The sequence below is a fragment of the Sphingobacterium sp. G1-14 genome, assembly GCF_002196555.1.
Taxonomy (GTDB): Bacteria; Bacteroidota; Bacteroidia; order Sphingobacteriales; family Sphingobacteriaceae; genus Sphingobacterium; species Sphingobacterium siyangense.
The window spans coordinates 5,062,233-5,086,947 of the sequence record NZ_CP021381.1 but is presented as its reverse complement, the minus strand read 5'-3'; the positions used below and the strand labels follow the sequence as shown (position 1 = coordinate 5,086,947).

The window sequence follows — 24,715 nt, the reverse complement described above, 5'->3', positions numbered from 1 at the left end:
TCTAACTTTTTGGGGGCACTGCACATAGGCTCCCCTTTTTTTGTTAATTGATGTCTAAATAGTGCATCTAATTAGTCCAATATCATACTGAGATCCATCAGTAGGATTTCAGTATCTGCTGAGGTCACTTTCAGGTTAATTTCAGCGACATCCCATATTCCAAAGCCATCTCTGCTTTCTAATTCTTGTCCTTCGACAGTAACACTACCTTTTATTACAAAAACATATACACCATTTCCTGCCTTTTTGATCTGGTATTTTGTTTGGACGTCCTTGTCAAAATGCCCCATGGAAAACCAGGTATCCTGATGGATCCATACACCCTCGTCTTCTGGATTTGGAGAAAGAATTTGCTGGAATTTATTCTGTCTTTGTGTTATATCCAATGTAATTTGATCGTATCGGGGGCTCACATTCCGTTGATTAGGGTACACCCAAATTTGAAGAAACTTGACTACCTGATCGGTGTTTTTATTATATTCACTGTGTATGATACCCGTTCCGGCGCTCATCACCTGAATATCTCCCTTCCGGATAATAGCTTTGTTACCCATGCTGTCTTCATGTTGCAAATCACCTTCCAAAGGGATACTGATGATTTCCATATTGTCGTGAGGGTGTTTGCCAAAACCTCTTCCTTCAGCCACCATATCATCATTTAGCACACGTAACACACCAAAGTGCATACGTTCGGGGTTGTGATAATTGGCGAAGCTAAACGTATGATTGCTATCTAACCAGCCATGATTTGCATGACCGCGTGTAGCCGCTTTGTGGAGGACACTATGGTTTTCCAATTTGTCTGAATTATAGTTTACAGCTTCGGCATCCAGCGTTTCAAGCGGTTCTATCTCGTCAATATCATTCTTCAAGATATCAGCTGAAGACACTGTTGATGCAAATATCCCGGAACCTAAAAGTCCCTTTTTTATAAAGTTCTGTCTGTTCATGATCTTATTATTTAGTATCCAAAATTAGCCTATTAGCCGCCGATTTCTATTGATCTAGTTCAATAAAGAAAGAGTTTTAACGGTTTTCGGTTGTTTTTCTAGGACGCTATTGCCCGTGCTTTATTAAACGGAGAGTAAGTCTGGAAAAAGACTATAGACTTCATTTTTTAGAAGTCCACTTCCACCGCCATAATGTTTGATCAGACCAATCGGATAAGTGAGCCGCGTAAGGTGATCTGTTATTATACGCTCTTCCTGAGGAGAGAGTCCTGAACTCAATAACAAAACATCTACAGGGACGTCAATAAGCTGTTTTTTACAGGCATCCAAATCGTATTGTATCGTTGCATTCCAGTTGGGCGTGTTTTCAATGATTCTCTTGAGCGTGAGGAGAATTTCTTCATTTTTACCAAATATGAGAAAGGTTAATATTTTCATGATGTTCTTGTTTAAGGATTTGTCCTGATGAGCGTATTGACAATGGCATTACCCTTTAAAATTTTTGAAATGGGACATTCTTCGGCAATTTGTTGCAGGCGTTCTCGGGTATCCTCTGCTAAGATTTGTCCAAAAGCTATCTCGCGATCAAAATATGTAACCACCTGTCCTTTTTCAATTTTGAGGTACATATTTGAACTGACTGAAATTTCTGGAATATCAAGCCCTTTTTTATCGATGTACATGCGTAAAGTAGCTAAGGTACAAGATACAAGCGATGAGATGAGAAGGGTGTAGGGGTCAGGACCAAGATCTTTGCCACCAAGTTTTTCAGGTTCATCCGTAATAAATTCTCCATTTCTCCATTGTATTGTGGTCTTATATTTCTGCTCAGTAATATGGCCAAGGATAGGGTTTTCCAATATATATTTCATACGGATTATTCTTTTGTTTGTAATACAACAAAAATAAGCCTGAATTGATTCATTTCCATTGATGTAGTTCAATAAATATAGTCATATTGTCTCCTGATATTTTTTTATTGGCTGATAAGATTGATGGATTTCCGCTGATGAATACAGCTTATCGTTACAGAAAAAATAAAGATTGGAGTAAGTTGAATCACATAAATTTTCTTACTTTTAACAATCAAATTCGCTCAATTTTTTAAAGGATTTTAATTTAATATTTCGGTTATGATGAAGAGATTTTTACTTGTCGGACTTTTTGCTGGTATAACCCATTTTATGGCTTTCTCGCAATCTCATGAACTACGTGTGGGTGTCACCTCCGGTGTGTCCAATTTTACGGGATCGGGAACGGAAGCAAAGAGTACGTTGAATGGATCTACACAACAGGACTATTATACCAATAATCCTTATGGAAAAAAATATGGAATCAATATTGGAGGCGCTTTAAACTACCGTTATGTTTTTGCCAACAACCTAATATTAGGTTTAGAGGGTGCATATGAACGATTGCAGACAAAGATTGATTTGGAAGGCAATGAGTTTATGAATGGAAGCCGTGGTCAGACCCGTCTAAATCAACAATTTATCAATTTTAATCCTTTTGTTGGCTATCGTGTCTTTTTTGAACCGATGACAATGGATATTCAGTTGGGTATGGATATTGCCAAAACGCTGAGTATCAAAGAAAATGGTAGCATTGAAGATAAACAGGGGAATAAAACAAGTTTTGATCGTGATAGAGGCAAGGTTATCGATTTGGATCTACGCCCTCGTTTACAGTTTAATGTAAATTATGACCGTTATACCGTGTTTGCCGGTTATTCATGGGGATTGAAGGATTATAACAACGGGATGCTTGGTGCTGATCCCGGTGTGGCACGATTAAATGTATTCCGCTTAGGCCTGCAGTATCAGCTATTAACTCCGATCTTCAAAAATGACTAAAGGCAGGTTAGAAGCATTCAGTGATGGCGTTTTGGCCATCATTATAACGATTATGGTACTTGAATTAAAAGTACCTGAAGGATTTACTTTTGCGAGCCTTAAACCATTATATCCTAAAATTATCTCCTATATCGTTAGTTTTGTTTACGTTGGACTGTACTGGAATAATCACCATCATCTCTTTCAAATTGTTCGAAAAGTAAATGGAAAAGTTCTTTGGAGCAATTTGAATTTATTGTTTTGGCTATCATTAATGCCGGTTACAACAAATTGGATTGGTGAGTCACATTTTGAAAGGGATCCTATTATCGCTTATGGCTTTGTCCTGATCATGTGTTCCATATCATATAATATCGTTGAATATTTTGTGATTCAAATCGAAGGGGAAGAATCTGCACTGAAAAAAGCGGTTAAATCGAAGGTTAAGGAAAATATTTCTACAGCGCTGTATTTTTTGGGGATAGGACTGTCTTTTATTAATCCCTATATCAGTTTGCTCATGTATGGAACAGTCGCTATTATGTGGCTTATACCTGACCGCCGTATTGAGGAAGAAATGCGGAATCAATAGTTTTGCTGTTCCAGGGCTTTCAGGATGAACTGAACGCGATCGTTTACCGTTGTTTTTGGAACCTCAATGGTTTCATAACCGAGTTGTGTATAGGTCTCTTTCATTATCTTGAAAGTGTTTTCGGCCTCCCGCCAAGTTTGTTTCCGCTCGTTGTCATTCGCATAGATCTCTGCCCAAGGCGGTAAGATAAATACTTTTTTATGATAACGTCGACCTTTTGCTTCGTGAAGCAGTTCTTCTTCGATTGAAAGACCTTCCATCGCAATATATGCCAATGTATCTGGAATTCCGCGGTCAAAAAAAATGTAGTTTTGGTGATCTTGCCTCACCTGCATCAAATAGCTGGCTGACGAAGCGGCCAACATGAGTTTGGCATAGCGAGTTTTATTTTTCCAGGGTAGACCATCAGCATCGGCTTCCAATTGTTCTCGGATGATGCGCCGTGCATCCTCTTCCACAATGCTGAATCCCTGCTTATGTAATTCATTTAATAAGGTTGTTTTACCGACTCCAGGTCCTCCCGTCAGAACGATAAAATAATGTGTTTGATCCATAATGATTAAAATGAAATGTTTCCCGAAATGGAGAAAATTGGGGTAATGGCTGATTGTTGGCTACGATTTTAAAAATTAGCTGTATTGTTTTGCGATTTTCTTTTCGGGTTCGACGTAGAATGTATATAAGAAAAATAAAAATATATATTCTAGTGGTTTCATCAAAATATAAGTCACATTTGATGCGCTGCTGGAATTAATTTTGACGGAGATATTAAAACCATATTTATCGTAGCAATATCTGACATAGCGATGTAATGCTGGTGATAAATCGCTTAATATTTCTTCGAATGCGTTGGCCACCTGAAGCTGTCTATTGACAATGATCGTGTTGCCATGTCTTGTACCTAGCCGTAGGGGTTTAACAAGAGCGGGATCTCCTTTTGCCGCAACTGTACAGAGGTAATGGCCCTGATGATCGAGGATAGGAGGGTGCATTTTTTGTGAAAAAGCCCAAGTAGTTGTTTCTGTGAAAACTTTCACCATTGAATCCCGATCCTGCCCCAATAGGACAAGGATGATAGTTAGTAGGAGAAAGACTGGAACAAGTAAAATAAGAGCCCATGTCGGATAATTCAGCTTTGAGGAAAGCAGGTTATTGATTTTATTGAGCGTGCTGTTGGCATAGCTTCTGTTCATAGCGTAACCCCGCTCTTCAACGATGATTTTACGGATTAGCCCAATGCCCATAATCAAGCAGCATATTGGCGTGAAAATAAAGAATAAAGTTCCTTCGTTGCCAACATACATATCCAATGTGGACGTATCGTGGTGACTGACCTGAACGAGCACAAACAGACTGATAATATTACCTATCATTAACATAATCAGCATCAGAACAAGAGGAATAGGAGGAATTTTTCGTCCCTTGAGCCAAATCGCTATTGCTGAAATATTAAATGCAATAAAATAAAATGATAGCGATACAAGGTGTTTTCCGCCGAAGGGAATATAACAATCACCATCTACGGGATCTACGGCTTGATTATATTGACTCGAGTGGAATAATAGCCCTACCCCGCTTATCATTAATGAAATCAGGTAGCCGATGATAATGGCATACTCAGCAATTGTTATTTTCCGTTGTTGTTTTTTGACAGCCGAACGAAGCAGATATACAATCCCGAACAGCGTAAGAATAATAAGGAGAAAAATGAAGATCATAATGGGGTGAGCAGTTATAATTCTAAGATGAATATCGTCAAATCATTTGTTTAATTCAGACGCAAGGCGATCAATTGTTTTTGAAATATATCCGTATAACAGATTGAAATCAATATTATTGACGTGTTTAATGGGTCGGAATTCAAGATTTCTTCAACAGTGTAGATGCTATTAAAGGTAGCTATAGTGCCAATGTCCAGCAAAGACCAGCGTCTAATTTTTACCGAATAATCTGCTCCAAAAATTCTTTTTTTTGCTGCTTTGAGAGCTGTCTGTGGTTTCAAAATGTTTAGGGTCTGCATGGATTGTCTCTGTTTTGACATTTGGTAAAATCTCATTTTCTGGAAGTCCATTGCGTTGTTCTATTTCCTGGATCTGTTTTAATGCTGTTGTCTGATATAAAAGTGGTCCTTCTTTGTCGCAGTTAAAAAGGTTGGAGTAACTTTTTGATTCATTCAGATCAAAAGGTTGTGGTTCTACAACTTCTGTAGCTTCCAAGAGACCAAGGTTACGATCTTTGGCATATTGCAGTGCATTGAGGAAAATAGAAATACGGTTATCAGAAAATAGCGTATCTAATTCAGCCTTGATCGTCGGGTCACTTTGGTAATCTATCAACAATTGCGCGACTTTTTCTGCGGGGATAAAGACACCGGAACAATAATTTTCTACAAGCCTATTTTCGATATTATTGGTTAGAAATTCTTGTTGAACAAATTGTTCCCACTGTTTGTAATAGCTGGATAAATGGTCATTTTTGGAGAAGGACAGGGCTCCACCTCGAACATAGAAGTATTTTTCGAAAAAACCTTGGACAACAGCAATGAAAAAACCATGGGTTTTGTCAAAATAATCATTTTTGTCGGTTTCCCGGCCCGCATTTAAGGTGTCTTGGTATTTGGTTTTATAGAAGTCTTCTAGTTGGTGAATCGCAGAAACTTCCTCAATCTTTTCGGGATTTTTGAGCAAGTCAAAATACCAAGTTTCTATCTGCTGTTCTGAGATGGGGTGGTAACTAATATCATAGCCCATAATGACTGTTTTTAATCTCTTATGTTGTAATTGCTAATATATTAAAAATTAACATTTTGTGCAATATAAATCGCTCCGATATCGTGCTTTTTTGCCTAAAAGGAAGGGTTGATAACAATTTTATAAAGCAGGAGGGCGGGGGGCAACATGTTTGCCTATTTCATGATAATTAATTACTTTGGTCACAAACAGAATTTATATATGAAGCACTTACTATTTATTATTTTTATGTCGATGAGCTTATTTTTTACAGCTTGTCAATCCCCAAGTCCAGAGACTTTTTTCGGAAAAGTTGTTTTAAACACAAATCTTGTAGCAGATTTTGCCCCTGAACGCTATGGCAAACAGCTTGAGCAGGAGACCATAGAATTTGCGGATATGCCCTCCAGCAAGAAAGTAGGCGATGAAGCTCAAAAATCTGTCGGGATCAAAATTCAGGTTGTCGAAAAGGCCTTAAAGGATATTAAGGAACTGAATGTTTCCGATGCCGATGCAAAAGCACTGAAAGAGCAGTCTATTGCATTATTCGAAAAAGTGTTGCCTGTCTATAAAAATGAATATACCGCTTATGCAAAGTTATGTGACGGTAAAGGTTCGGCTGAAGAAAAGCAGGCATTACTCCAAAAGATCGAAAAAAACGATATGCCTTCCATTAACGAGGTGTTTGACAACGTATATGCTTTAGGAAAAGCTTATGCTGAAAAACATAACCTGAATGTTAACTGGGGAAATTAAGCAGATGAAGGAAACAAGCTTATACAGAAATAAAAAGAAAACAAGTCAGCTACTGTCAATTTCCGGAGGCCTATGTTTGTTGCTTCTGATCGTTTTATTGTACAGTATCGGTTTATTTGATGGCGTATTTAAAGCCAAACCGACAGTTTTCTCTGCAGGAGCATTGCTAGTGCTTTTAATTTTATTGTTTTCCAGCCTACTGAGCCTTCGGGATAAAACAGCGCAAATTGTTTTGAACGACCGCTATTTTCTTGGAAAGACAACACCAGTATCGAAAGCTTTTGGCCAAGGCGACTGGCAGGATGTCAAAAGCATCGACTTACAAAAAGTCGGTGGTGATACGATGGTCATTGTTACATTGGGTAATCCCCCTAAATATAAAAAGCAGCTTTCGTCGCTATTGTGGAAAATGGCTTATCAAGAATCCACTCAAGAACTGTGTATCATGTATTCGTCCTCAACTATTGATTTGGAGCCCTCGGAGCTATACCAACTTTTTGTATCCTATTGGAAAGGAGCAAAAGTAATCGATCAATAGCAAACAATTAGGCCATTGTAGACTTTATAGCATCGATCTTCTGTTGGATGATCTCTTTTTCCAATGTTGTTTTAGCCAGGATTTTTGCTTTGTTAAAGTTTGCGATGGCTTTGTTTTTGTCCAGTTCCTTATAGAGTTCTCCCAGCAGCACAAAATAAAAATGATTGTCTTCTAGTTGTAAGGTTTTTACTTCGACTAATGCAGCTTTAACACCTTTTACTTTATACAGTGCAAATATTCTATTCAATGCAGCTGCCGGGGAATAATTGACAACTAATAAACGGTCATACCATTGCAGTATTTCGGCCCATTTTTCTGGACTGTCTTCCTTTATACAATGGCATTGCGCAATCTTAGCCTCCAGATGGTAGGATGTGAGTTCGCCGCCCGATGCAGCGTTCTTGAGAAAATGAAGCCCTTGATGTATGAGTTCTTGATTCCAGCGTTCCTCATCCTGTTGCTCATACAAAATGAAATCACCTTCATTGGTCAGCCTTGCCTCGAAACGGGAGGAATGAAAACAAATCAGCGCAATAAGCGCATTGGTCTTAGGTGTATTTGTTTTCTCATAAGTCGAAAGCATTAGCGCAAGGCGTAAAGCTTCAATACAGAGCTCCTTTCTTAAAATTTGATTTTGGGTTTTAGAATAATACCCTTCATTAAATAAGAGGTAAATAATATGGAGTACGTTATCGAGGCGTTTAATAATTTCTGCTTCGGAGGGCAGTTCGAGTTCGATTTTTTCTGAACGTAGTTTTTCCTTTGCTCTGAATAGGCGCTTATTGATGGTTTCTTTGTTGGAAAGAAATGCTTCGGCAATTTCGTCTATACCAAAACCACAGAGGATTCTAAGGGCAAGACCTATTTGAGCCTCACTTGCAATTGCTGGCGTGCAGATTGCAAACAGCATTTTTAATTGGCTGTCTTTGATATTTTCCTGAGAGAAATTAAAGTCGTCGAAGGTTTCCGCTTCCAGCTCGCTCTGTCGCACTGCAGGGATGATTTTATCTTTAAATATTTTATTTCTTCGAAACTGGGCCAACGTCTTTTGTTTTGCAACCGTGTACAGCCAAGCCGTAGGATTTGCAGGAACGCCTTTGGTCTGCCAAGATTCTGTGGCCAATAAGAAAGTTTCGCTGACGATATCTTCAGCGATTTCGATGTATTGAAGACCAAAACTTTTACTGATGACAGCGACTATTTTGGTAAATTCTTGCTGGAAAAGCTCTTTTAGAAAATCCGGATCCATAAGTCTAAAATAGGGGCGGCTGTGCGCGTGTACAGCTGCCCCGTATATGATTAGTTGAGCAGTGCACGTATCTCTACACTACCATTAAATTCGAGTACAGGACAGCCATGGGCCAAGGTTGTGGCTTCGTCAAGATCGTCTGCTGCGACGACAATAAAACCGCCGAGTCTTTCCCTAATCTCCACAAAAGGTCCATCCGTAACGATACCGCCTGGCTTTAATACCTTTCCGGCTGGCTCAAGACGGGAGCCATGATCCTTCAGTTTACCTTGCGCATCGATGTCACTGATCCAGTCGTACCATCTTTTGTTTACAGCTTTTGCTTCTTCTTGTGTCAGTTGACTTGGTTCATTGGCCCCCTGACGAAATAATAAGATGAAATCTTTCATTTTTATGGTTTAATTTATCGTATAAATATCGACCTCCTGTTTATGAGGTTGGCTGTACTTTGTGCTGCCCAACTTTGTAGCTTCCTGCTTGTGTGCGGAAGGAAATATTGATCCTGTTATAGGAATTGATTGCTGTAATGGCCAAGGTCAGGTCGATAAGTTCTTCTTCCGAAAATACAGTAGTTGCTTTCGTATAAACCTCGTCCGAAACATCACCATGCGTAATTTTGGTCACGGCTTCGGCCCATTCCAGCCCAGCACGTTCACGTTCGCTATACAGAGGTGCTTCCCGCCAGGCATCCAATAAGAACAATCGTTGTGGTTGATCTCCAGTCGCCAGTAGATCTTTTGAATGCATGTCAAGACAATATGCACAGCCATTGATTTGTGATACACGGAAATAAATAAGATGCAAAAGCTCTTGTTCTATCGAACACTTGCTCAGATATGTACCTATTCCATACATTGATTTCATGGCGTTTTGCCCTTTTGCGAAAAAATTGATGCGTTGTTTCATTTTTTTATTGTTTTTAGTGTAACTGATTTACACCACAACAATGCTTGAAGTTAAAGAAATTGGACAGCTTGATCTGTAAATTTTAGACTTAAATTATAAGTAACTGTATTACAGTTTTTTAATTTGATTATTTCTCTAATAAAATTCTAATAATTTTCTAAAAGATCTCTAACGGATCATGGAGGTAGGAATGCGCACCTTTGCAGGCAAAGGAGGACAAAGAGATGAGTGTTTTTGAATTTGCCATACGATTATTTGCAGCCTTGCTTTTAGGAGCTGCTGTGGGAGTAGAGCGCCAATGGCGCCAGAAAAATGCGGGGCTTCGGACAAATACCTTAGTTTCGTTGGGAGCAGCAGCTTTTGTGCTGCTTTCCATAGAAATTGGCGGTGATGCTACCGGACGGATTGCTTCTTATGTGGTCAGCGGAATTGGTTTTCTTGGCGCTGGTGTGATTATGAAGGACGGTTTGAATGTGCATGGTCTAAACACGGCGGCGACGATTTGGTGTTCGGCTGCAGTAGGGGCGCTCTGTGGTCTAGGTTTGCATGCCCAAGCATTTGTGGTTGCGTTGGCTATTATTCTTACACACCTGATCTTTCGCCCAATCGGGCAAAAAATGGCCTTCTTGACTTTTAATAAATCTGCAGCATCACAAACCGAATATCTACTGACCATAGGCTGTGGGATAGACATCGAAAATCATATTCGTGTTTTACTGATGCAGATGCTGAGCAGTAACGAAAAACTGTTGTTGTCCTCGCTTTCGAGTGACGATACCCTCGCTACAAACGGCGTTGTCATTAGGGCCATCGTTAGAGCCATCGGTCAGCAAGATAGTCTTATCGAACGGATGGCTAGTCGATTGACCATCGAGGAAAGAGTAACAAAAATAAGCTGGGAAATTATAGGTACAGAGTCGGACCTGTAATAAGAATCGGATCTATAATAAGAACGGGATATACGGAAATTAACATGAAAGGGGCTATAGGGTTATGATTAAAATGAACAATAAAACAACAAAGAATCCATTGCACAATATGATCAGTTCCAATGGAATGAATGTGGGGACCGTGACCAAGTTGCAGGGGGTGGCCAGTCAGGATGAAAAACTTGCCTGCGCGATGTTAGAAACGAGCAGAGAGGGGATTACAGATGAAATGGCTAAGGAACGTCAACAGAAATTTGGATTAAATGAGGTGAAACATCAAAAGGCCCCAAAGTGGTATGTGCAGCTATTGAAATCTTTTGCCAACCCCTTTATATATATTCTGTTATTGATTGCCACTGTTTCCTTTATCATCGATGTAGGGCTTCCAGAGGTTGGCGAACGAGATTATAAAACAGTTGTTGTGGTGTCCATTATGATTTTGGTCAGTGCGCTGCTTCGTTTTGTACAGGAGTATCGAAGTAATGCCGCGGCAGAAAAATTAAAAAGTATGGTCAAAACTACGGCAACAGTATTGCGGAAATTTAAAGGGAAAAGAGAGATTCCTATTGTCGAACTGGTGCCGGGAGATATTGTATACCTTTCTGCTGGGGATATGATACCTGCAGATTGCCGTATTGTTCAGAGTAAGGATCTTTTTGTGAGTGAAAGTATGCTGACTGGAGAGGCGCTTCCGGTAGAGAAGAATTATTTGCCTATCCGGAATGCGGCGGAAAAATCACCTATTGAACTTTGTAATATTTGTTTTATGGGGACCAATGTTGTTAGTGGATCGGCGATAGCCGTGATTGTAACGACAGGAAGTTACACCTATTTTGGGAGTATCAGCAAATCGATTACCGGCGAACGTCCCGAAACAAGTTTTGATAAGGGTATAAATAAGGTGAGTTTCTTATTGATCCGTTTTATGCTGGTCATGGTTCCGCTGATCTTCTTGATCAATGGGTTGATGAAAGGGAACTGGACAGAAGCGCTACTGTTTGCCATTGCTGTCGCTGTAGGTTTAACTCCCGAAATGCTGCCCATGATTGTCACCGCTAACCTAGCAAAGGGTGCTGTCAATATGAGCAAGCGTAAAGTCATTGTCAAGCGGTTAAATTCTATCCAGAATATAGGTGCCATGGATATTCTGTGCACCGACAAAACAGGGACGTTGACATTGGACAAGATCGTCATGGAAAAACATCTTAATGTGTATGGGGTCGAAGATGATGAGGTGCTCAAATGGGCCTATCTTAATAGTTTTCATCAGACTGGTCTCAAGAATTTGATGGATAAGGCTGTGTTGGAACATGCCGAATTGCACGATTACTTGAAAGTGGAGGATCAATATCTGAAAATTGACGAGATTCCATTTGATTTTCAGCGGCGACGGATGTCTGTGGTCCTCAAACAGCATAATGGCAAACATCTACTGATCTGTAAAGGGGCTGTAGAGGAAATGCTTGAGCTTTGTACACACGCTTTTGATCCGGGAGATGACCGTAGCCTGCATGTCGAAAATGACCGTACTGTACCGATGGACGATACGATGCGTAAAATTGTATTGAAAACCTCGAAAAAGATGAATGAGGAGGGATTACGTGTTTTATTGGTTGCCATCCGCGAATTTGAAGGTGCTCACCCCTTGACCTATGCTGTTGCAGATGAAGCGAAATTGACGTTGACGGGATTTATCGGCTTTTTGGATCCGGCCAAACCCTCTTCACAGCCGGCCATTGAATCCTTACAAAAATTGGGAATCGGGATCAAAGTGTTGACAGGAGATAATGAGATTATCACACGCAAAATTTGTATGGATGTCGGCATTCCGGTTGATCGGATTGTCAATGGAAATGAATTAGATAGCATTCCGGACACCGAGTTAAATCAATATGTTGATGAGGTATCGGTATTTGCAAAGTTGAGCCCTCTTCAAAAAGTTCGTGTTGTAAAAGCATTGCGGGATAAAGGACATACGGTTGGCTTTATGGGCGATGGTATCAATGATGCGGCGGCACTTAAGGAGGCTGATGTGGGTATCAGTGTAGATACGGCTGTTGACATTACCAAAGAAAGTGCAGATATCATTCTGCTGGAAAAAGATCTTATGGTGCTGCGCAAAGGGGTTATTTATGGACGTCGAACTTTTGGAAATATCATTAAATATATCAAGATGACGGCAAGCAGCAATTTCGGCAATATGTTCAGTATGCTTGGGGCCAGTGCTTTTCTTCCCTTTCTACCGATGCTGCCGGTGCATCTGCTTATTCAAAATCTACTCTACGATATATCGCAGGTATCTATTCCTTGGGACAGCATGGATGAGGAATTTATCGTCGAGCCAAAGAAATGGGATGCTGGTAGTGTCTCTAAGTTTATGTTATTTATTGGCCCTATAAGTTCATTGTTAGATTTCGCCACTTTTGCGGTATTGTTTTTCGTGTTCAAGGCCAATACGGTATCGGATCAAACACTCTTTCAGACTGGTTGGTTTGTAGAGGGATTGCTTTCACAAACATTAATTATTCATATGATAAGGACCAAGAAAATACCCTTTATTCAAAGTTGGGCTGCTGCACCGGTTGTTGCCTTGACGAGTTTAATTATGATTATTGGTGTCGTTTTGCCGTTTACGCCATTTGCCGCTGCCTTAAAAATGGAAGCACTGCCTCTGACTTATTTTCCATGGCTTATCGGCATTTTGGTCTGCTATTGTTTACTTACACAGTGGGTCAAAAATTGGTTTATCCAAAAATTTCATACCTGGTTATAGTTTTAAATTATTGGAGTAAAATGCTGAAATTCATCAACAATAATGTTAATTTTAGACAAATTACTCCAATGAAACTTATAACATATACCCTTGCTATCGCTGGATTGGGTCTGATGGCTTCCTGTGGATCGGGAACTCATAACAGACAATCTGCTGCTGATACTGCTGTGAATGAAAAATTTAAATCGTATGAAGACCGTTTTATTCAGCAGCTTTGGAAAGAAAATCCGGAATGGGCTACCCAAGTAGGGTTCCATCAGTATGATTCCTTGTTGACAATTCCGGATGCCAATACGCGAAAACTACGTATGGAGTTTTCAAAGCGACATTTGGACAGCCTCAAAAGTTTTGATCTGAGCACCTTGAATCTTTCTCAGCAAACAGATTATCATCTGATTCAAAACTATCTTGAATCCAATGTGTGGTCTATTGAGAAAGAGCGCGCGTATGAGTGGAATCCTTCTTCGTACAATGTTGGGGGGACGATCGCTTTTATGCTTGCTGAGAATTATGCACCATTATCGACCCGACTTAAAGCTATTTATCAACGTTTGACGAAGATTCCAGCCTATTATGAGGCCGCGAAAGGACAGCTTAAAAATCCGGCCTTGGTATTGACCGATTTGGCAATTCAACAGAATTTGGGCGGTTTATCTGTTTTTGAAAGCGATTTACGGGATTCACTGAAAAAATCCGATCTGCCGGCTTCAGAAAAGGAGGCCATCCAGAAGGCTTCGCAACAAGCTATTGCGGCGATCAACGGATATGTTCAATTTTTAAAAGTGACACCTAATCCTTCTCCGCGAAGTTTTAGATTAGGAAAAGAACTTTACGACAAGAAATTTGATTTCGATATCCAATCGGGTTCAACGGCCGAACAGATTTATCAGGCTGCTCTAGCAAGAAAAAGCTATTTACATGGTGAGATGTATAAAATCAGCAAAGAGCTGTGGCCTAAATATTTTGGAAAATCATCCTTGCCGTCAGATAGTTTGCTTGTCATTCGAAAGATGATCGACACCCTGTCTGTCAAACATGTTAAAGCAGAAGAGTTTCAATCCGCTATCGAAGCACAGATACCGAAGCTGGTTGCGTTTGTCAAACAAAAGGATTTATTGTACATCGATGATAGCAAGCCGCTTGTGGTGCGCAAAGAGCCTGCTTATATGGCTGGTGTTGCGGGAGCTTCAATCAGTGCACCTGGTCCATACGATAAAGGTGGGAATACCTATTACAATGTGGGCAGTCTAACAGGCTGGACCAAAGAGGCAACAGAGAGTTACCTTCGGGAGTATAACCATTACATTTTACAGATACTGAATATACACGAAGCTATTCCGGGGCATTACACCCAATTGGTGTATGCGAACCAATCGCCGAGTCTCATCAAGAGTATTTTAGGTAATGGTGCAATGATTGAGGGCTGGGCTGTCTATACCGAACAAATGATGCTCGAAAATGGTTACGGTGACAATGCTCCTGAAATGTGGTTGATGTGGTACAAATGGCATCTGCGTACCGTTTGTAATGCTATACTCGATTATAGCGTCCATGTGAAAAATATGAGTGAAAAAGACGCCATGCATTTGTTGGTTGATGAGGCGTTTCAACAACAGGCCGAAGCAGCCGGTAAATGGAAACGTGTGTCTGTGAGCAGTGTGCAGCTGACGTCTTACTTTACGGGATATAAAGAAATTTATGACCTTAGGGAAGCTGTTAAACAAAAAGAAGGGAAACAGTTTAATTTGAAGGCGTTCAATGAAAAATTCCTAAGTTTTGGTAATTCACCCGTGAAGTATATTCGGGAAATGATGTTAAAATAATTATAAGGAATTCGAGCAATGATAAAGCCACTCAGAGGAGTGGCTTTATTGTTTATCACAGTTTATTGCTCAATGGCGACATCAGCAGTTACCTTGGCAAATTTGTTTCGATAATCTATTGGTGTAAGGCCTGTAATTTTTCGAAAAATATCCCGAAAGGCTTTTGTGTCGGTATAGCCTACATCAAACATCACCTCGGAAACGTTTTTTCGTGATGCTTCGAAGAATTTTTTTGCAGCTTCGATGCGTACGCGTTGCAGGTATTCGACAGGCGTGTTGTTGGTTGCTTCTTTGAATCTCCGTTCAAATGTTCGCCGCCCAATATTGACATGATTGGCCAGTTCTTCGACTGTAATTTTCTCCTCGTACTTCTTCTCGATATAGTCTTGAGCTTGTTGGATATCCAGATCAGCATGATTACGTTGGCCTCTGAATATGGCGAATTGCGATTGATTATCCCGGCTGATATCCAGCGCAAAATATTTGGCTATTAGTACGGCTGTTTCCCTGTCGGAATACTTTTCCACTAAATAGAGTATCAGATTCCATAAGCTGCTCGCGCCACCACTGCTGTAGATATTTTCATGTTCAGTGATCACAGCGCCATCCTCAATTTCAATGTGAGGGTATTTTTCCTTGAACTCTTCGATATGTGCCCAGTGTGTCGAACATTTTTTTCCATCTAAAAGACCTGTCTCAGCGAGCAGGAAAGCACCCACACATAGACTGGCAAGACTAGCCCCTTTGTGGTACAGTTTTGTAAAATAAGGGATCGCTTCGGCATTATCACGTATTCCTTTTTCTATGTTGCCAAAAATAGGCGGTATAATAAGCAGATCTGTTTTCTGAACGTCCTGTAATAGCCGGTTTGTCTTGATGGTATACTCCCCGCTATTGGCCGGAACGTAAGTCGTTAAACCTACATATTCGACTTCAAAAATAGGCTGTTTTCCAAAGGCCGTTAGAAATTCATTGGCCGTATGAAAGGTTCTGAATGCAGGGGTAATACCTTCGATAGTGCCGTATTCGGGAACAAAAACAGAGATTTGCATATCATTTTTGGTTTATGACATAAAGGTACAAATAGTTTTTGTCGTAATCTACCCCTAAAGTTGTCGTCTTTGCAACAGCCGAAATGTTGTGATCCTTTGCATCTTTGTTATATCAATATAAACAATAGAAAAACGATGAAAAAGAACAAAATTGCTTTTTGGATAGCAACGGTATTTATAGTTCTCTGGGAAGGACTGATGCCACTTGGAACACTGTTATTTGCGCCGCAATATATCAATGCGGGCACAAAACCATTGGGATATCCCGACTATTTTGCCTATGCTTTAATTATCTGTAAGCTGTTGGGCGTTATTGCAATTGCAGTACCGCAGGTTCCGACCAAATTAAAAGAATGGGCCTATGCTGGATTGACATTCAATTTAATATTTGCTTTTATTAGTCACGCATGTGTTGACAAAAATGCAGCATTTATGGTGATGCCCATTTTAGTATTGGGGATACTTGCTGTTTCTTATTTCTATCAGGCCAAGATTACTCGTTTAAGCAACAAGGAGACAGTTGGTACAGGAGTATATCATCAGACTTCAGTAGTGTAGCAAGTTTACCGGATTGTATTGGACTGAAAGAATGTACTGAGAGCGAGTAAAACAAAAAATAAGCAATAGTTATTCACTTATAAACAATATAGATATGAAAACGAATCAGGTTTCTTTACATCGAATTATTCAGGCGAGTCCTGAAAAGGTGTTCCGTGCTTTCGCAGATCCGATAGCACATGCCAGCTGGCTGCCTCCTTATGGTTTTGTCTGTACCGTACAGCAAATGGATTTTAAAGTAGGCGGAAGTTTCAAAATGACCTTCATTAATTTTAGTACCGGTCATAGCCATTCTTTTGGTGGTGAGTACCTTGAGATTGAACAAGATACTTTTATCAAGTACGTGGATCGATTTGATGATCCCAATTTACCGGGTGAAATGACTACCACTGTCTCCTTGCGTAAAGTGATGTGTGGTACAGAACTTAAGATTGAACAGACTGGAATTCCTGAGGTTATTCCTGCCGAGATGTGCTACCTTGGATGGCAAGAGTCGTTGGAAAAAATGAGAAAACTTGTAGAGCCTGAAATACCGGATGCATAGCCAATTGATATGATGTTAGTTCAGCCAATGGAACGCTTGCAAAGCGGAATTTTCATTACATTCTCAGGAAATTGTAGAGCGGCACTTACGTTTTATCAGACCTGTTTTGGGGGAACGTTACATTTTGATATGTTCGACCAACCCTTGCATGGCTGTGCTGAAATGCCTGTAGTGAGTGCCACTCTTATTTCCGGACGTGTCGCAATTTACGGCTCTGATTTGGTGCACAACGAGGGACGGAGAGTGGGAAACTACGTCGCTGTGTTTTTGCCCTGTCAGGATATTTCCGAACGTGGGGAATTGATTGAAAGACTTACATCCCAACAAAAAAGAAGAATAGATTTTGATAAGCAGCAGAAATTTATTGAAATAACTGATTTGTTCAATGTGCGCTGGGTTCTGGGAATTTAGGTTCGGCTTTCCTATACATTTGTTTTTTTTGATAAAAAAAAGCAAATTGGACTTAAAATCAGTGCTATGATCTTTGTAGAAAATGAGTTTGCCCCTTTAAAGAAAGTTATTCTTACGGTTTCTGAATTTGGCTTTCCGGAAATGATGAAGGTTGAAGATCTTCGGTTTTTATCTTCCACTGCGCTGGAGGGAGACGATGCCAATGCAGGAAAAGATTTTGGAGAAGTGTATCCCGAATTGCAAAAGGCATGGGAACAAGAGCGCAATAATTTTGCTTTGCTGTTGGAGAAATATGGCGTTGAAGTGTTGCGGCCGCGTAACCTAACAACACTTGAAAAAGTGTCCGGAGGAGAACACGGTTATTCTAATTTCTTTGTCCGTGACCCATTTTTTACCATCGGAAATGCCGTTATTGAGGGGTCAATCCGTTTTATGCAGCGCCGCAATGAAATATGGCCCATTCGCGATCTGTTGGAACGTGAAGTTTATCAAAGTGACTGCCTTTATGTGACAGCGCCAAGACCCGCCATGACGGAGCAGGAGGAGTTGGGATTATGGCATGGCCCTTTTCTAGAAGGAGGCGACATCCTGGTGCATGGTAAACATATTTTTGTAGGCAACTCTGGGCTTTCCTCAAACAGCCTTGGGATTAAGTGGCTCGCTAAACTATTACAGCCTTATGGTTATCAGGTTGAAGAAGTGAAACTTCATCCCAATATACTTCATTTGGACTGTGCACTAGGACTGATCCGCGAAGGATTGATGATCGTTTGTGAGGAAGCGCTACCCTATGGGATACCCCAAAAACTGAAAACATGGGACAAAATTGTGGTCAATTTGGAGGAGGCGAGCTTGCTAGCAACGAATGGTCTACCTATTAATCCGACAGTCTATGTGACAGATCCTGTTTTTGGCTATATTGGAGATAAGCTCTCCGCTTGTGGTGTCTATGTTGAATACGTTGATTTCCAGATCAGCCGTAGCTTTGGCGGATCCTTTCGATGTAGTACACAGCCATTATTGCGAAGTTTTTAGTAGATCTTTTAATGCTATCTAACCCGCTTGGAGACTCATCTTTTTAGGGTATTTGTCCAAAAGCAAAAATAGTTTTTTACCTGTAGATGTGTCCATTGGAAGACTTTCATTTTCGTTTGTTTTTAACTTTTACTATCTTGATGTAACATATCCTTGTTTTGGTATACTAACATATTATTAACAGTTAAAATAAATTATGAATTTATCCATAGAGACCCTTAGTAAGACTTATTCTAATGGAGTAAAAGCTTTAGATGGCGTAAACTTAGAAATTAAGCCTGGGATGTTTGGTTTACTGGGACCAAATGGTGCTGGCAAGTCTTCTTTAATGCGGACAATTGCGACACTTCAGAAGCCCGACAGTGGCCGTATTACTTTTGGTGATATTGATGTACTCAAAAATCAGCTCGATTTGCGGAAAGTTTTGGGTTATTTGCCACAGGAATTTGGTGTTTATCCCAATCTCTCTGCATCAGATCTGCTGCAATATTTTGCAAAGCTTAAAGGAATTAAATCGAAAGCCGATCGGGATGCCATTATCAACCGTGTTCTTGAGGTTACCAATCTTTGGGACGTACGCAGTAAAAGCGTAAGTGGTTACTCGGGCGGGATGAAGCAACGTTTTGGTATTGCGCAATTGTTGCTGAATGATCCCAAGTTAATCATTGTAGATGAACCGACTGCAGGGCTTGACCCCGCGGAAAGACATCGCTTTTTGAACGTTCTACGAGAAATAGGTACAGATCATACCGTCATTTTTTCTACGCATATTGTGGATGATGTGCGTGAACTGTGTCATGAGTTGGCCATTTTGAATGGGGGAAAGATTCTTTTGAGAGGCACTCCTAAAGAATCCATCGATCAATTGGATGGTAAAATCTGGGTACGTATCATCAGTCGGGATCAACTGGATGAGTATACACAAAAATATAACGTTATTTCAACCAATTACAATCAGGACAACACACTCAATATTCGGGTGTACAGCGATGTGCGTCCCGATGAATCATTTGTGAACGCTCAAGGCCAATTGGAGGATGTCTATTTTGTAGCGCTAAAAAATGATCAACGCCATGTTTAAAGCCATCTTTCATTTTGAGTTTGCGCGTTGGTTTAAGAGTTCTGCCGTCTACATCTATATGGCACTCTTCTTTGCGCTTTCGCTGTTTATTATGTTGTCTTCGCTCGGCATCTTTGACGGTATAACAGCAACGACCTCATCCAACACCATTATGAACTCTCCATGGGCGATTAATGGTATGGTTAATGGCATGTCGACTATTATCTATTTTTTGATACCGTCCATCGTTGGAGCCTGCGTCTACCGGGATTTTCAATACCAGGTGCATACGATACTTTTCAGTTACCCTTTCTCAAAAACGGACTATCTACTCGGTAAATTCTTTGGATCAGTAGCTGTTGTATTGGTTATTGTATTTGCTTCAACCTTGGGTATTATCGTCGCACAATTCGTGCCGGGTATCAATCAATCCTTATTGGGACCAATTCATGTTTGGGCATATTTACAGACCTATCTTGTACAGGTTATCCCAAATCTCATTATTTTTAGTGCAATTATCTTTGTGCTGGTAACATTGACACGAAACGTATACGTTGGTTTTGTCGCGGTGTTGATCCTTATTATTCTTCAGGTGCTGGTTCAGAATCTGGCGAACAATATGGACAATCGTTTTGTGGGGGCATTGATAGATCCTTTTGGGGATAGTGCCATCTCATACTATACCCAATACTGGTCTCCAGATGAGAAGAATGTCAATAATCTTCCCTTTACCGGAGCTGTTATTTATAACCGGTTAATATGGCTCGCTGTCGCAGCCTTATTCATTGGCGGATTTTATATGTTGTTTTCTTTTTCACAACATTCGATTTCCTTTAAATCATCGAAAAAAGGAGCCCGTTTAACCAAAAATAACTTTGATAGTATCTTCAAAATCAATCTGCCTAAAGTAAACTATGATTTTTCGACCTTTCATTATTTGAAAACGACATGGACAATGGCACGGTACGACTATCGCTATATCGTCAAAAATCCGGTGTTTTTAATATTGACTTTGGTAGGAGTATTGTTCATTATCTTGATGGCAAGCACCATTGGCTCGATATTCGGAACGTCGACTTATCCGGTGACCTGGAAAATGCTGATGATCCCGGGGACTACGTTTAAGTTTTTCCTGCTGATCCTGACGTTTCTTTTTACGGGACTTCTTGTCCACCGCGGCAGCATTACGCGGATGGGAGGATTGTTGGATACAACAGCGACGCCCAACTGGGCTTTTATGGGGTCGAAGATTATCGCAATTCTTTTGATGCAATTGACTTTGCTGGCCGTTGTGATTGCGACCTGCATGGGGTTTCAGGTGTACCATCACTATTATAATTTTGAAATTGGACAATATGTGATGCATCTGATGGTGTATGGTATGTTGTCAAATTTGGTATGGCTATTTATTTCACTTTTTGTACATACGCTTTTCAAAAATTACCTGGCTGGATTTTTTGTGTTATTGACCCTCTTTATTGGATTACCCTTTTTATCCATGGTCGGTGTAGAACAGGAGATCTATCAGTTTAATCAGGGACCGGATCTGGATTACTCGGATATGGATGGATTCGGCTATGTTCTTCCGTTTTTAACGTATCGGGTTTATTGGCTGCTTTTTGCGGTGTTTTTTGCTGTCATCGCCCTGCTGTTATGGCGAAGAGGTGGTTTTTCGGGAGTTAGGGAGCGTTGGGGTATTTTTAAGGCGAATTTGGGACCGGTAACAACGGCGCTGCTCATTTTTGCCTTTGCGGGCTTTATTGGCATCGGTGCTGCAATATATTACGAAAACCACATTAAAAATCCATATTATACCAGTTTAGATCATGAAAAACAAGCTGTAGAATGGGAAAAGAAATATAAGAAGTATCAGTACAGGCCGCAGCCCCGTGTCGTGGATATTAAGTTTAATCTGGATATTTTTCCCGATACGCGAAGTTTTAAAGCGCATGCGGACTATGTATTGAAAAACAAGACCAATATGCCTATTGATTCTATTTTTGTCAATTACAATAATTACGATTATATATTTTCTTTAAGTGTACCAAATAAATTGATTTCTGCCGACGATAAATATAATTTCAATATTTATAAACTCGAGAAGCCTATGGCTCCGGGCGATTCTATTGTGTTGAAATTTAGTACTGTTAGTCCGGCCAATACCTGGATAAATGAAAAGTCGCCTGTGAAGGGCAATGGTACGTTTATCAACAATATGCTTTTCCCGAATATAGGCTATCTTGACCGTGGCGAGTTGGTAGACAATGATGTCCGCAAAAAGTATGGACTTCCGTATCGCGATAGAATGGCTGCGCAGACTGACAAAAGGGCCCTGCAGAATAACTATATATCCAACGATGCCGATTGGATCCGTTTTGAAGCTACAGTAAGTACGGTCAAGAATCAGTTGGCTATTGCTCCGGGCTATCTCACAAAACAATGGGAGAAAGATGGTCGTAAGTACTATCAATATAAAATGGATTCGGAAATCCTGAACTTTTTTGCATTTAATTCGGCCGAATATGAAGTCAAAAAAGATAAGTGGAACGGGGTTAATTTGGAGATTTATTACCATAAGGGGCATACCTATAACCTCGATCGGATGATGGCTTCCAGTAAGGCTTCTTTGGCTTACTATACGAAAGAATACAGTGCTTACCCGCATCGACAATTGCGTATTATTGAATTTCCGCGCACAGCGGGAACTTTCGCGCAGTCCTTTGCAAATACAATTCCTTTTTCTGAAGCGATCGGTTTTATTGCTGATGTCAATGAGAAGAAAGAAGATGCGGTCGATTATCCCTACGCGGTAACAGCCCATGAGATTGCACATCAGTGGTGGGCACATCAAGTGGTAGGAGCCAATGTGCAAGGGGCTACATTGATGTCCGAAAGTATGTCTGAATATTCATCGCTCAAGGTTTTGGAAAAAAGATATGGTAAAGGGCAGATGCGTAAGTTTCTCAAAGATGCGCTCGATGGCTATTTGCAAGGACGAAGTGCCGAAAAACTAGGTGAAAAGCCGTTGATGTATAATGAAAATCAAATGTACATTCATTACCAAAAGGGATCCTTGGTGCTTTATGCCTTGAGCGATTATCTGGGCGAGGATCTTTTTAACAGGACAGCCCAATCTTATTTACAACGTACAGCGTTTCAAAACCCACCGTATACAACTTCATCAGAGTTTGTGGATAGTTTTAGACAGGCGACTCCTGACTCATTACGTTACCTGATTAAAGATATGTTTGAAACGATCACCCTGTATAACAATAAAATAGAAAAAGTAAGTTCAAAGAAACTTAAGGATGGTAAATACCTGGTTGATATCCAATTTGAAGTGTCCAAGTACCGCGTAGATGGCAATGGGAAAAAGAGCTACAATGACGGAAGTGGACAGCCGCTGTCCTTTAAGAAATCAGATCGTGTGACTCTGAAATCATTGCCATTGGCAGACTATATTGAGGTAGGTGTTTTCTCGGATAAGAAAAGCAAAGACGGTAATAAACGTCAGGAGCTTTATCTAAAAAAGCATAAAATCGATCGAATCAACAATACGATAACGCTGATTGTTGATCAAAAACCCGAACAGGTAGGTATAGATCCTTACAATAAACTGATCGATATTGAATCGGACGATAATCGAAAGGAAATATAAGGAGAGCCCGGCATAAAAAATCCCCATCATGCGATGGGGATTTTTTTATGGCTTTGTGCTGCCTTCGTTTTTTACGCTGTTCATTTAAAGCGATAAGCACATGTTATTTTAAGAAGGCTCGGTTGACACCTTATTTATCTTCGTATTAATGCTGGATTTCTCTTTTTATTTATTTTGGTTTATTCGGGCAATTTTGGCATCGCTATACGCTGTTGTGTACTGCTACTGATAGCCCCTAGAAATTTAAGCACAGCATTAATTTCTTCATTTGTGAGGTTCAGCTTTTTCAGCTTCGCCGAATGAATGGGTTTGGTTTTAGGATCTATCGTAACGCTACGCTGTATCGGTTCAGGATTACCGAGATTATAAAGTTGTACGACGTCCAGTAATGTTGGAAAATTACCATGGTGCATCCAAGGTCCTGTAAGGGTGATTTCCCGTAAAGAGGGCGTTCGAAATGCACCTATATCTTCCTGCTTGCCACTGATATGGTAATGTCCAAAGTCCTGCTGCCTGGTACCATATAATGTTTGGCCATCATTATGGAACTGATTATCTGAAAATAACGGTGTATTGTGGCAGTTGATGCAGCGTGCTTTAGTCCGAAAAAGATGAAGCCCCCAGACCTCGTCATCCGTCATGGCATCTTTATTTCCTTTAATAAAGCGGTCAAATTTGCTGTTGTAGCTACGAATGCCGCGCTCAAAAGTTGCAATAGCCTGTTGAATGCGCGAGATACTGATCGTACTGTCTCCAAAGGCTGATTTGAACAAAGGCCTGTAACCGGCTATTGCCTGAATATGACGTACAGCTACTTCGGGAGCGGTGTTCATCTCAACGCTATCGGTCAATGGGAATAATACCTGGGCTTCCAAGGAGGGAGATCGTCCATCCCAAAAGAAAGTATGGTAGTATCCAACATTATACAAGGTCATTGCATTTCGCTTTCCTACCCGTCGATTGTGCCCATTTGCTAAGCTTTTGCCGTCGCCCCAGCCCAGTTGCGGATCGTGGCAGCTTGCGCAGGCCAGCTGTTTGGTAGCAGAAAGTCTGGGATCGAAAAACAATAATTTTCCCAGCGCTGACTTTTCCTTGGAAAAGGGATTGTCCAAAGGGTATTCTACATCGGGCAGTGATCCGATATCCACAAAATTTGTTTTTACATCATCATCTAGGTGGGGAGTCGGCCATTGCCTGCTGTCGCCGGAAGCATACAATCTGCGCCATAGCGCAATATCAGGAATATCCTGATCCTGCACAAAAGCCAGCAAGATCAAGACGACTCCCAATAAACCAAATACAAGTACTCTTCGTATCATT

Annotated in this window: 24 protein-coding genes; 13 read left to right on the top strand and 11 right to left on the bottom strand. The window is 40.5% G+C overall.

Annotated elements, in window-relative coordinates:
* Positions 1-71: 71 nt before the first annotated feature.
* The 3 genes from CBM24_RS21930 to CBM24_RS21920 form a co-directional block, all read right to left on the bottom strand.
* Positions 72-950 carry a pirin family protein gene (locus tag CBM24_RS21930; RefSeq protein ID WP_088162744.1) on the bottom strand — a complete coding sequence of 293 codons (879 nt, stop codon included), beginning with the start codon at positions 948-950 and terminating at the stop codon, positions 72-74.
* Positions 951-1,073: 123 nt separating this feature from the next.
* A complete protein-coding gene (locus CBM24_RS21925) occupies positions 1,074-1,388 on the bottom strand; it encodes a hypothetical protein (protein ID WP_088162743.1) in 315 nt (104 codons plus the stop codon).
* 11 nt (positions 1,389-1,399) lie between these two features.
* Entirely contained in the window at positions 1,400-1,822 is a 423-nt protein-coding gene (locus CBM24_RS21920) for an OsmC family protein (RefSeq protein ID WP_075993955.1), read from the bottom strand.
* Positions 1,823-2,083: 261 nt separating this feature from the next.
* Between CBM24_RS21920 and CBM24_RS21915 the strand changes: the two genes are divergently transcribed.
* Both CBM24_RS21915 and CBM24_RS21910 read left to right on the top strand, forming a co-directional pair.
* On the top strand, positions 2,084-2,803 hold the full coding sequence (locus tag CBM24_RS21915) for an outer membrane beta-barrel protein (protein WP_145330102.1): 720 nt from the start codon (positions 2,084-2,086) through the stop codon (positions 2,801-2,803).
* The gene (locus CBM24_RS21910) at positions 2,796-3,374 is read left to right on the top strand and encodes a TMEM175 family protein (protein WP_075993953.1); all 579 of its coding nucleotides are present in this window, start codon (positions 2,796-2,798) and stop codon (positions 3,372-3,374) included. The genes CBM24_RS21915 and CBM24_RS21910 overlap by 8 nt, the downstream gene beginning before the upstream one ends.
* Here CBM24_RS21910 and CBM24_RS21905 read toward each other — a convergent pair.
* The 3 genes from CBM24_RS21905 to CBM24_RS21895 form a co-directional block, all read right to left on the bottom strand.
* Positions 3,368-3,928, bottom strand: a complete 561-nt coding sequence (locus CBM24_RS21905; RefSeq protein ID WP_088162742.1) for an AAA family ATPase — start codon at positions 3,926-3,928, stop codon at positions 3,368-3,370. The genes CBM24_RS21910 and CBM24_RS21905 overlap by 7 nt on opposite strands.
* Positions 3,929-4,003: 75 nt before the next feature.
* Complete coding sequence (locus CBM24_RS21900; RefSeq protein WP_088162741.1) at positions 4,004-5,092, bottom strand: DUF6688 family protein; 1,089 nt, start codon at positions 5,090-5,092, stop codon at positions 4,004-4,006.
* Between the two features lie 213 nt (positions 5,093-5,305).
* Positions 5,306-6,124: a hypothetical protein gene (locus tag CBM24_RS21895; RefSeq protein ID WP_088162740.1), complete on the bottom strand. Its 819-nt coding sequence runs from the start codon at positions 6,122-6,124 to the stop codon at positions 5,306-5,308.
* 201 nt (positions 6,125-6,325) lie between these two features.
* Here CBM24_RS21895 and CBM24_RS21890 point away from each other — a divergent pair, with 201 nt between their 5' ends.
* On the top strand, positions 6,326-6,859 hold the full coding sequence (locus CBM24_RS21890) for a hypothetical protein (RefSeq protein WP_157698571.1): 534 nt from the start codon (positions 6,326-6,328) through the stop codon (positions 6,857-6,859).
* A complete protein-coding gene (locus tag CBM24_RS21885; protein ID WP_088162738.1) occupies positions 6,840-7,397 on the top strand; it encodes a hypothetical protein in 558 nt (185 codons plus the stop codon). Before CBM24_RS21890 ends, CBM24_RS21885 begins: the two co-directional genes overlap by 20 nt.
* A 7-nt stretch (positions 7,398-7,404) precedes the next feature.
* On the opposite strand, the gene CBM24_RS21880 is transcribed toward CBM24_RS21885, so the two are convergent.
* The 3 genes from CBM24_RS21880 to CBM24_RS21870 are packed head-to-tail and all read right to left on the bottom strand — an operon-like array spanning position 7,405 to position 9,552.
* On the bottom strand, positions 7,405-8,646 hold the full coding sequence (locus CBM24_RS21880; protein WP_088162737.1) for an RNA polymerase sigma factor: 1,242 nt from the start codon (positions 8,644-8,646) through the stop codon (positions 7,405-7,407).
* A gap of 50 nt (positions 8,647-8,696) precedes the next feature.
* Entirely contained in the window at positions 8,697-9,035 is a 339-nt protein-coding gene (locus CBM24_RS21875) for a YciI family protein (protein WP_088162736.1), read from the bottom strand.
* Positions 9,036-9,075: 40 nt separating this feature from the next.
* Positions 9,076-9,552, bottom strand: coding sequence for a carboxymuconolactone decarboxylase family protein (locus CBM24_RS21870; RefSeq protein ID WP_088162735.1), 477 nt, complete (start codon positions 9,550-9,552; stop codon positions 9,076-9,078).
* A gap of 224 nt (positions 9,553-9,776) precedes the next feature.
* Here CBM24_RS21870 and CBM24_RS21865 point away from each other — a divergent pair, with 224 nt between their 5' ends.
* The 3 genes from CBM24_RS21865 to CBM24_RS21855 all read left to right on the top strand — a co-directional run bounded on the left by CBM24_RS21865 (position 9,777) and on the right by CBM24_RS21855 (position 15,077).
* Entirely contained in the window at positions 9,777-10,481 is a 705-nt protein-coding gene (locus tag CBM24_RS21865) for an MgtC/SapB family protein (RefSeq protein WP_088162734.1), read from the top strand.
* Between the two features lie 73 nt (positions 10,482-10,554).
* Positions 10,555-13,254, top strand: coding sequence for a magnesium-translocating P-type ATPase (gene mgtA / locus CBM24_RS21860; RefSeq protein WP_198385979.1), 2,700 nt, complete (start codon positions 10,555-10,557; stop codon positions 13,252-13,254).
* 68 nt (positions 13,255-13,322) lie between these two features.
* Positions 13,323-15,077: a DUF885 domain-containing protein gene (locus CBM24_RS21855; RefSeq protein WP_075994945.1), complete on the top strand. Its 1,755-nt coding sequence runs from the start codon at positions 13,323-13,325 to the stop codon at positions 15,075-15,077.
* Positions 15,078-15,139: 62 nt separating this feature from the next.
* Here the strand turns inward: CBM24_RS21855 and CBM24_RS21850 are convergent, their stop codons facing one another.
* On the bottom strand, positions 15,140-16,129 hold the full coding sequence (locus CBM24_RS21850) for a GlxA family transcriptional regulator (protein WP_088162733.1): 990 nt from the start codon (positions 16,127-16,129) through the stop codon (positions 15,140-15,142).
* A 135-nt stretch (positions 16,130-16,264) separates the two neighbouring features.
* Here CBM24_RS21850 and CBM24_RS21845 point away from each other — a divergent pair, with 135 nt between their 5' ends.
* The 6 genes from CBM24_RS21845 (at position 16,265) to CBM24_RS21820 (ending at position 23,395) form a co-directional block, all read left to right on the top strand.
* Complete coding sequence (locus tag CBM24_RS21845; protein WP_075993942.1) at positions 16,265-16,687, top strand: DoxX family protein; 423 nt, start codon at positions 16,265-16,267, stop codon at positions 16,685-16,687.
* 94 nt (positions 16,688-16,781) lie between these two features.
* A complete protein-coding gene (locus CBM24_RS21840) occupies positions 16,782-17,231 on the top strand; it encodes an SRPBCC family protein (protein ID WP_088162732.1) in 450 nt (149 codons plus the stop codon).
* 9 nt (positions 17,232-17,240) lie between these two features.
* A complete protein-coding gene (locus tag CBM24_RS21835; RefSeq protein ID WP_198385978.1) occupies positions 17,241-17,642 on the top strand; it encodes a VOC family protein in 402 nt (133 codons plus the stop codon).
* Positions 17,643-17,708: 66 nt separating this feature from the next.
* Entirely contained in the window at positions 17,709-18,677 is a 969-nt protein-coding gene (locus CBM24_RS21830; RefSeq protein WP_088162730.1) for a dimethylarginine dimethylaminohydrolase family protein, read from the top strand.
* 196 nt (positions 18,678-18,873) lie between these two features.
* Complete coding sequence (locus tag CBM24_RS21825) at positions 18,874-19,758, top strand: ABC transporter ATP-binding protein (RefSeq protein ID WP_088162729.1); 885 nt, start codon at positions 18,874-18,876, stop codon at positions 19,756-19,758.
* Positions 19,739-23,395: a M1 family aminopeptidase gene (locus tag CBM24_RS21820; RefSeq protein ID WP_232475602.1), complete on the top strand. Its 3,657-nt coding sequence runs from the start codon at positions 19,739-19,741 to the stop codon at positions 23,393-23,395. Before CBM24_RS21825 ends, CBM24_RS21820 begins: the two co-directional genes overlap by 20 nt.
* 179 nt (positions 23,396-23,574) lie before the next feature.
* Here the strand turns inward: CBM24_RS21820 and CBM24_RS21815 are convergent, their stop codons facing one another.
* On the bottom strand, positions 23,575-24,714 hold the full coding sequence (locus CBM24_RS21815) for a cytochrome-c peroxidase (RefSeq protein WP_088162727.1): 1,140 nt from the start codon (positions 24,712-24,714) through the stop codon (positions 23,575-23,577).
* Between the last annotated feature and the right edge of the window lies 1 nt (position 24,715).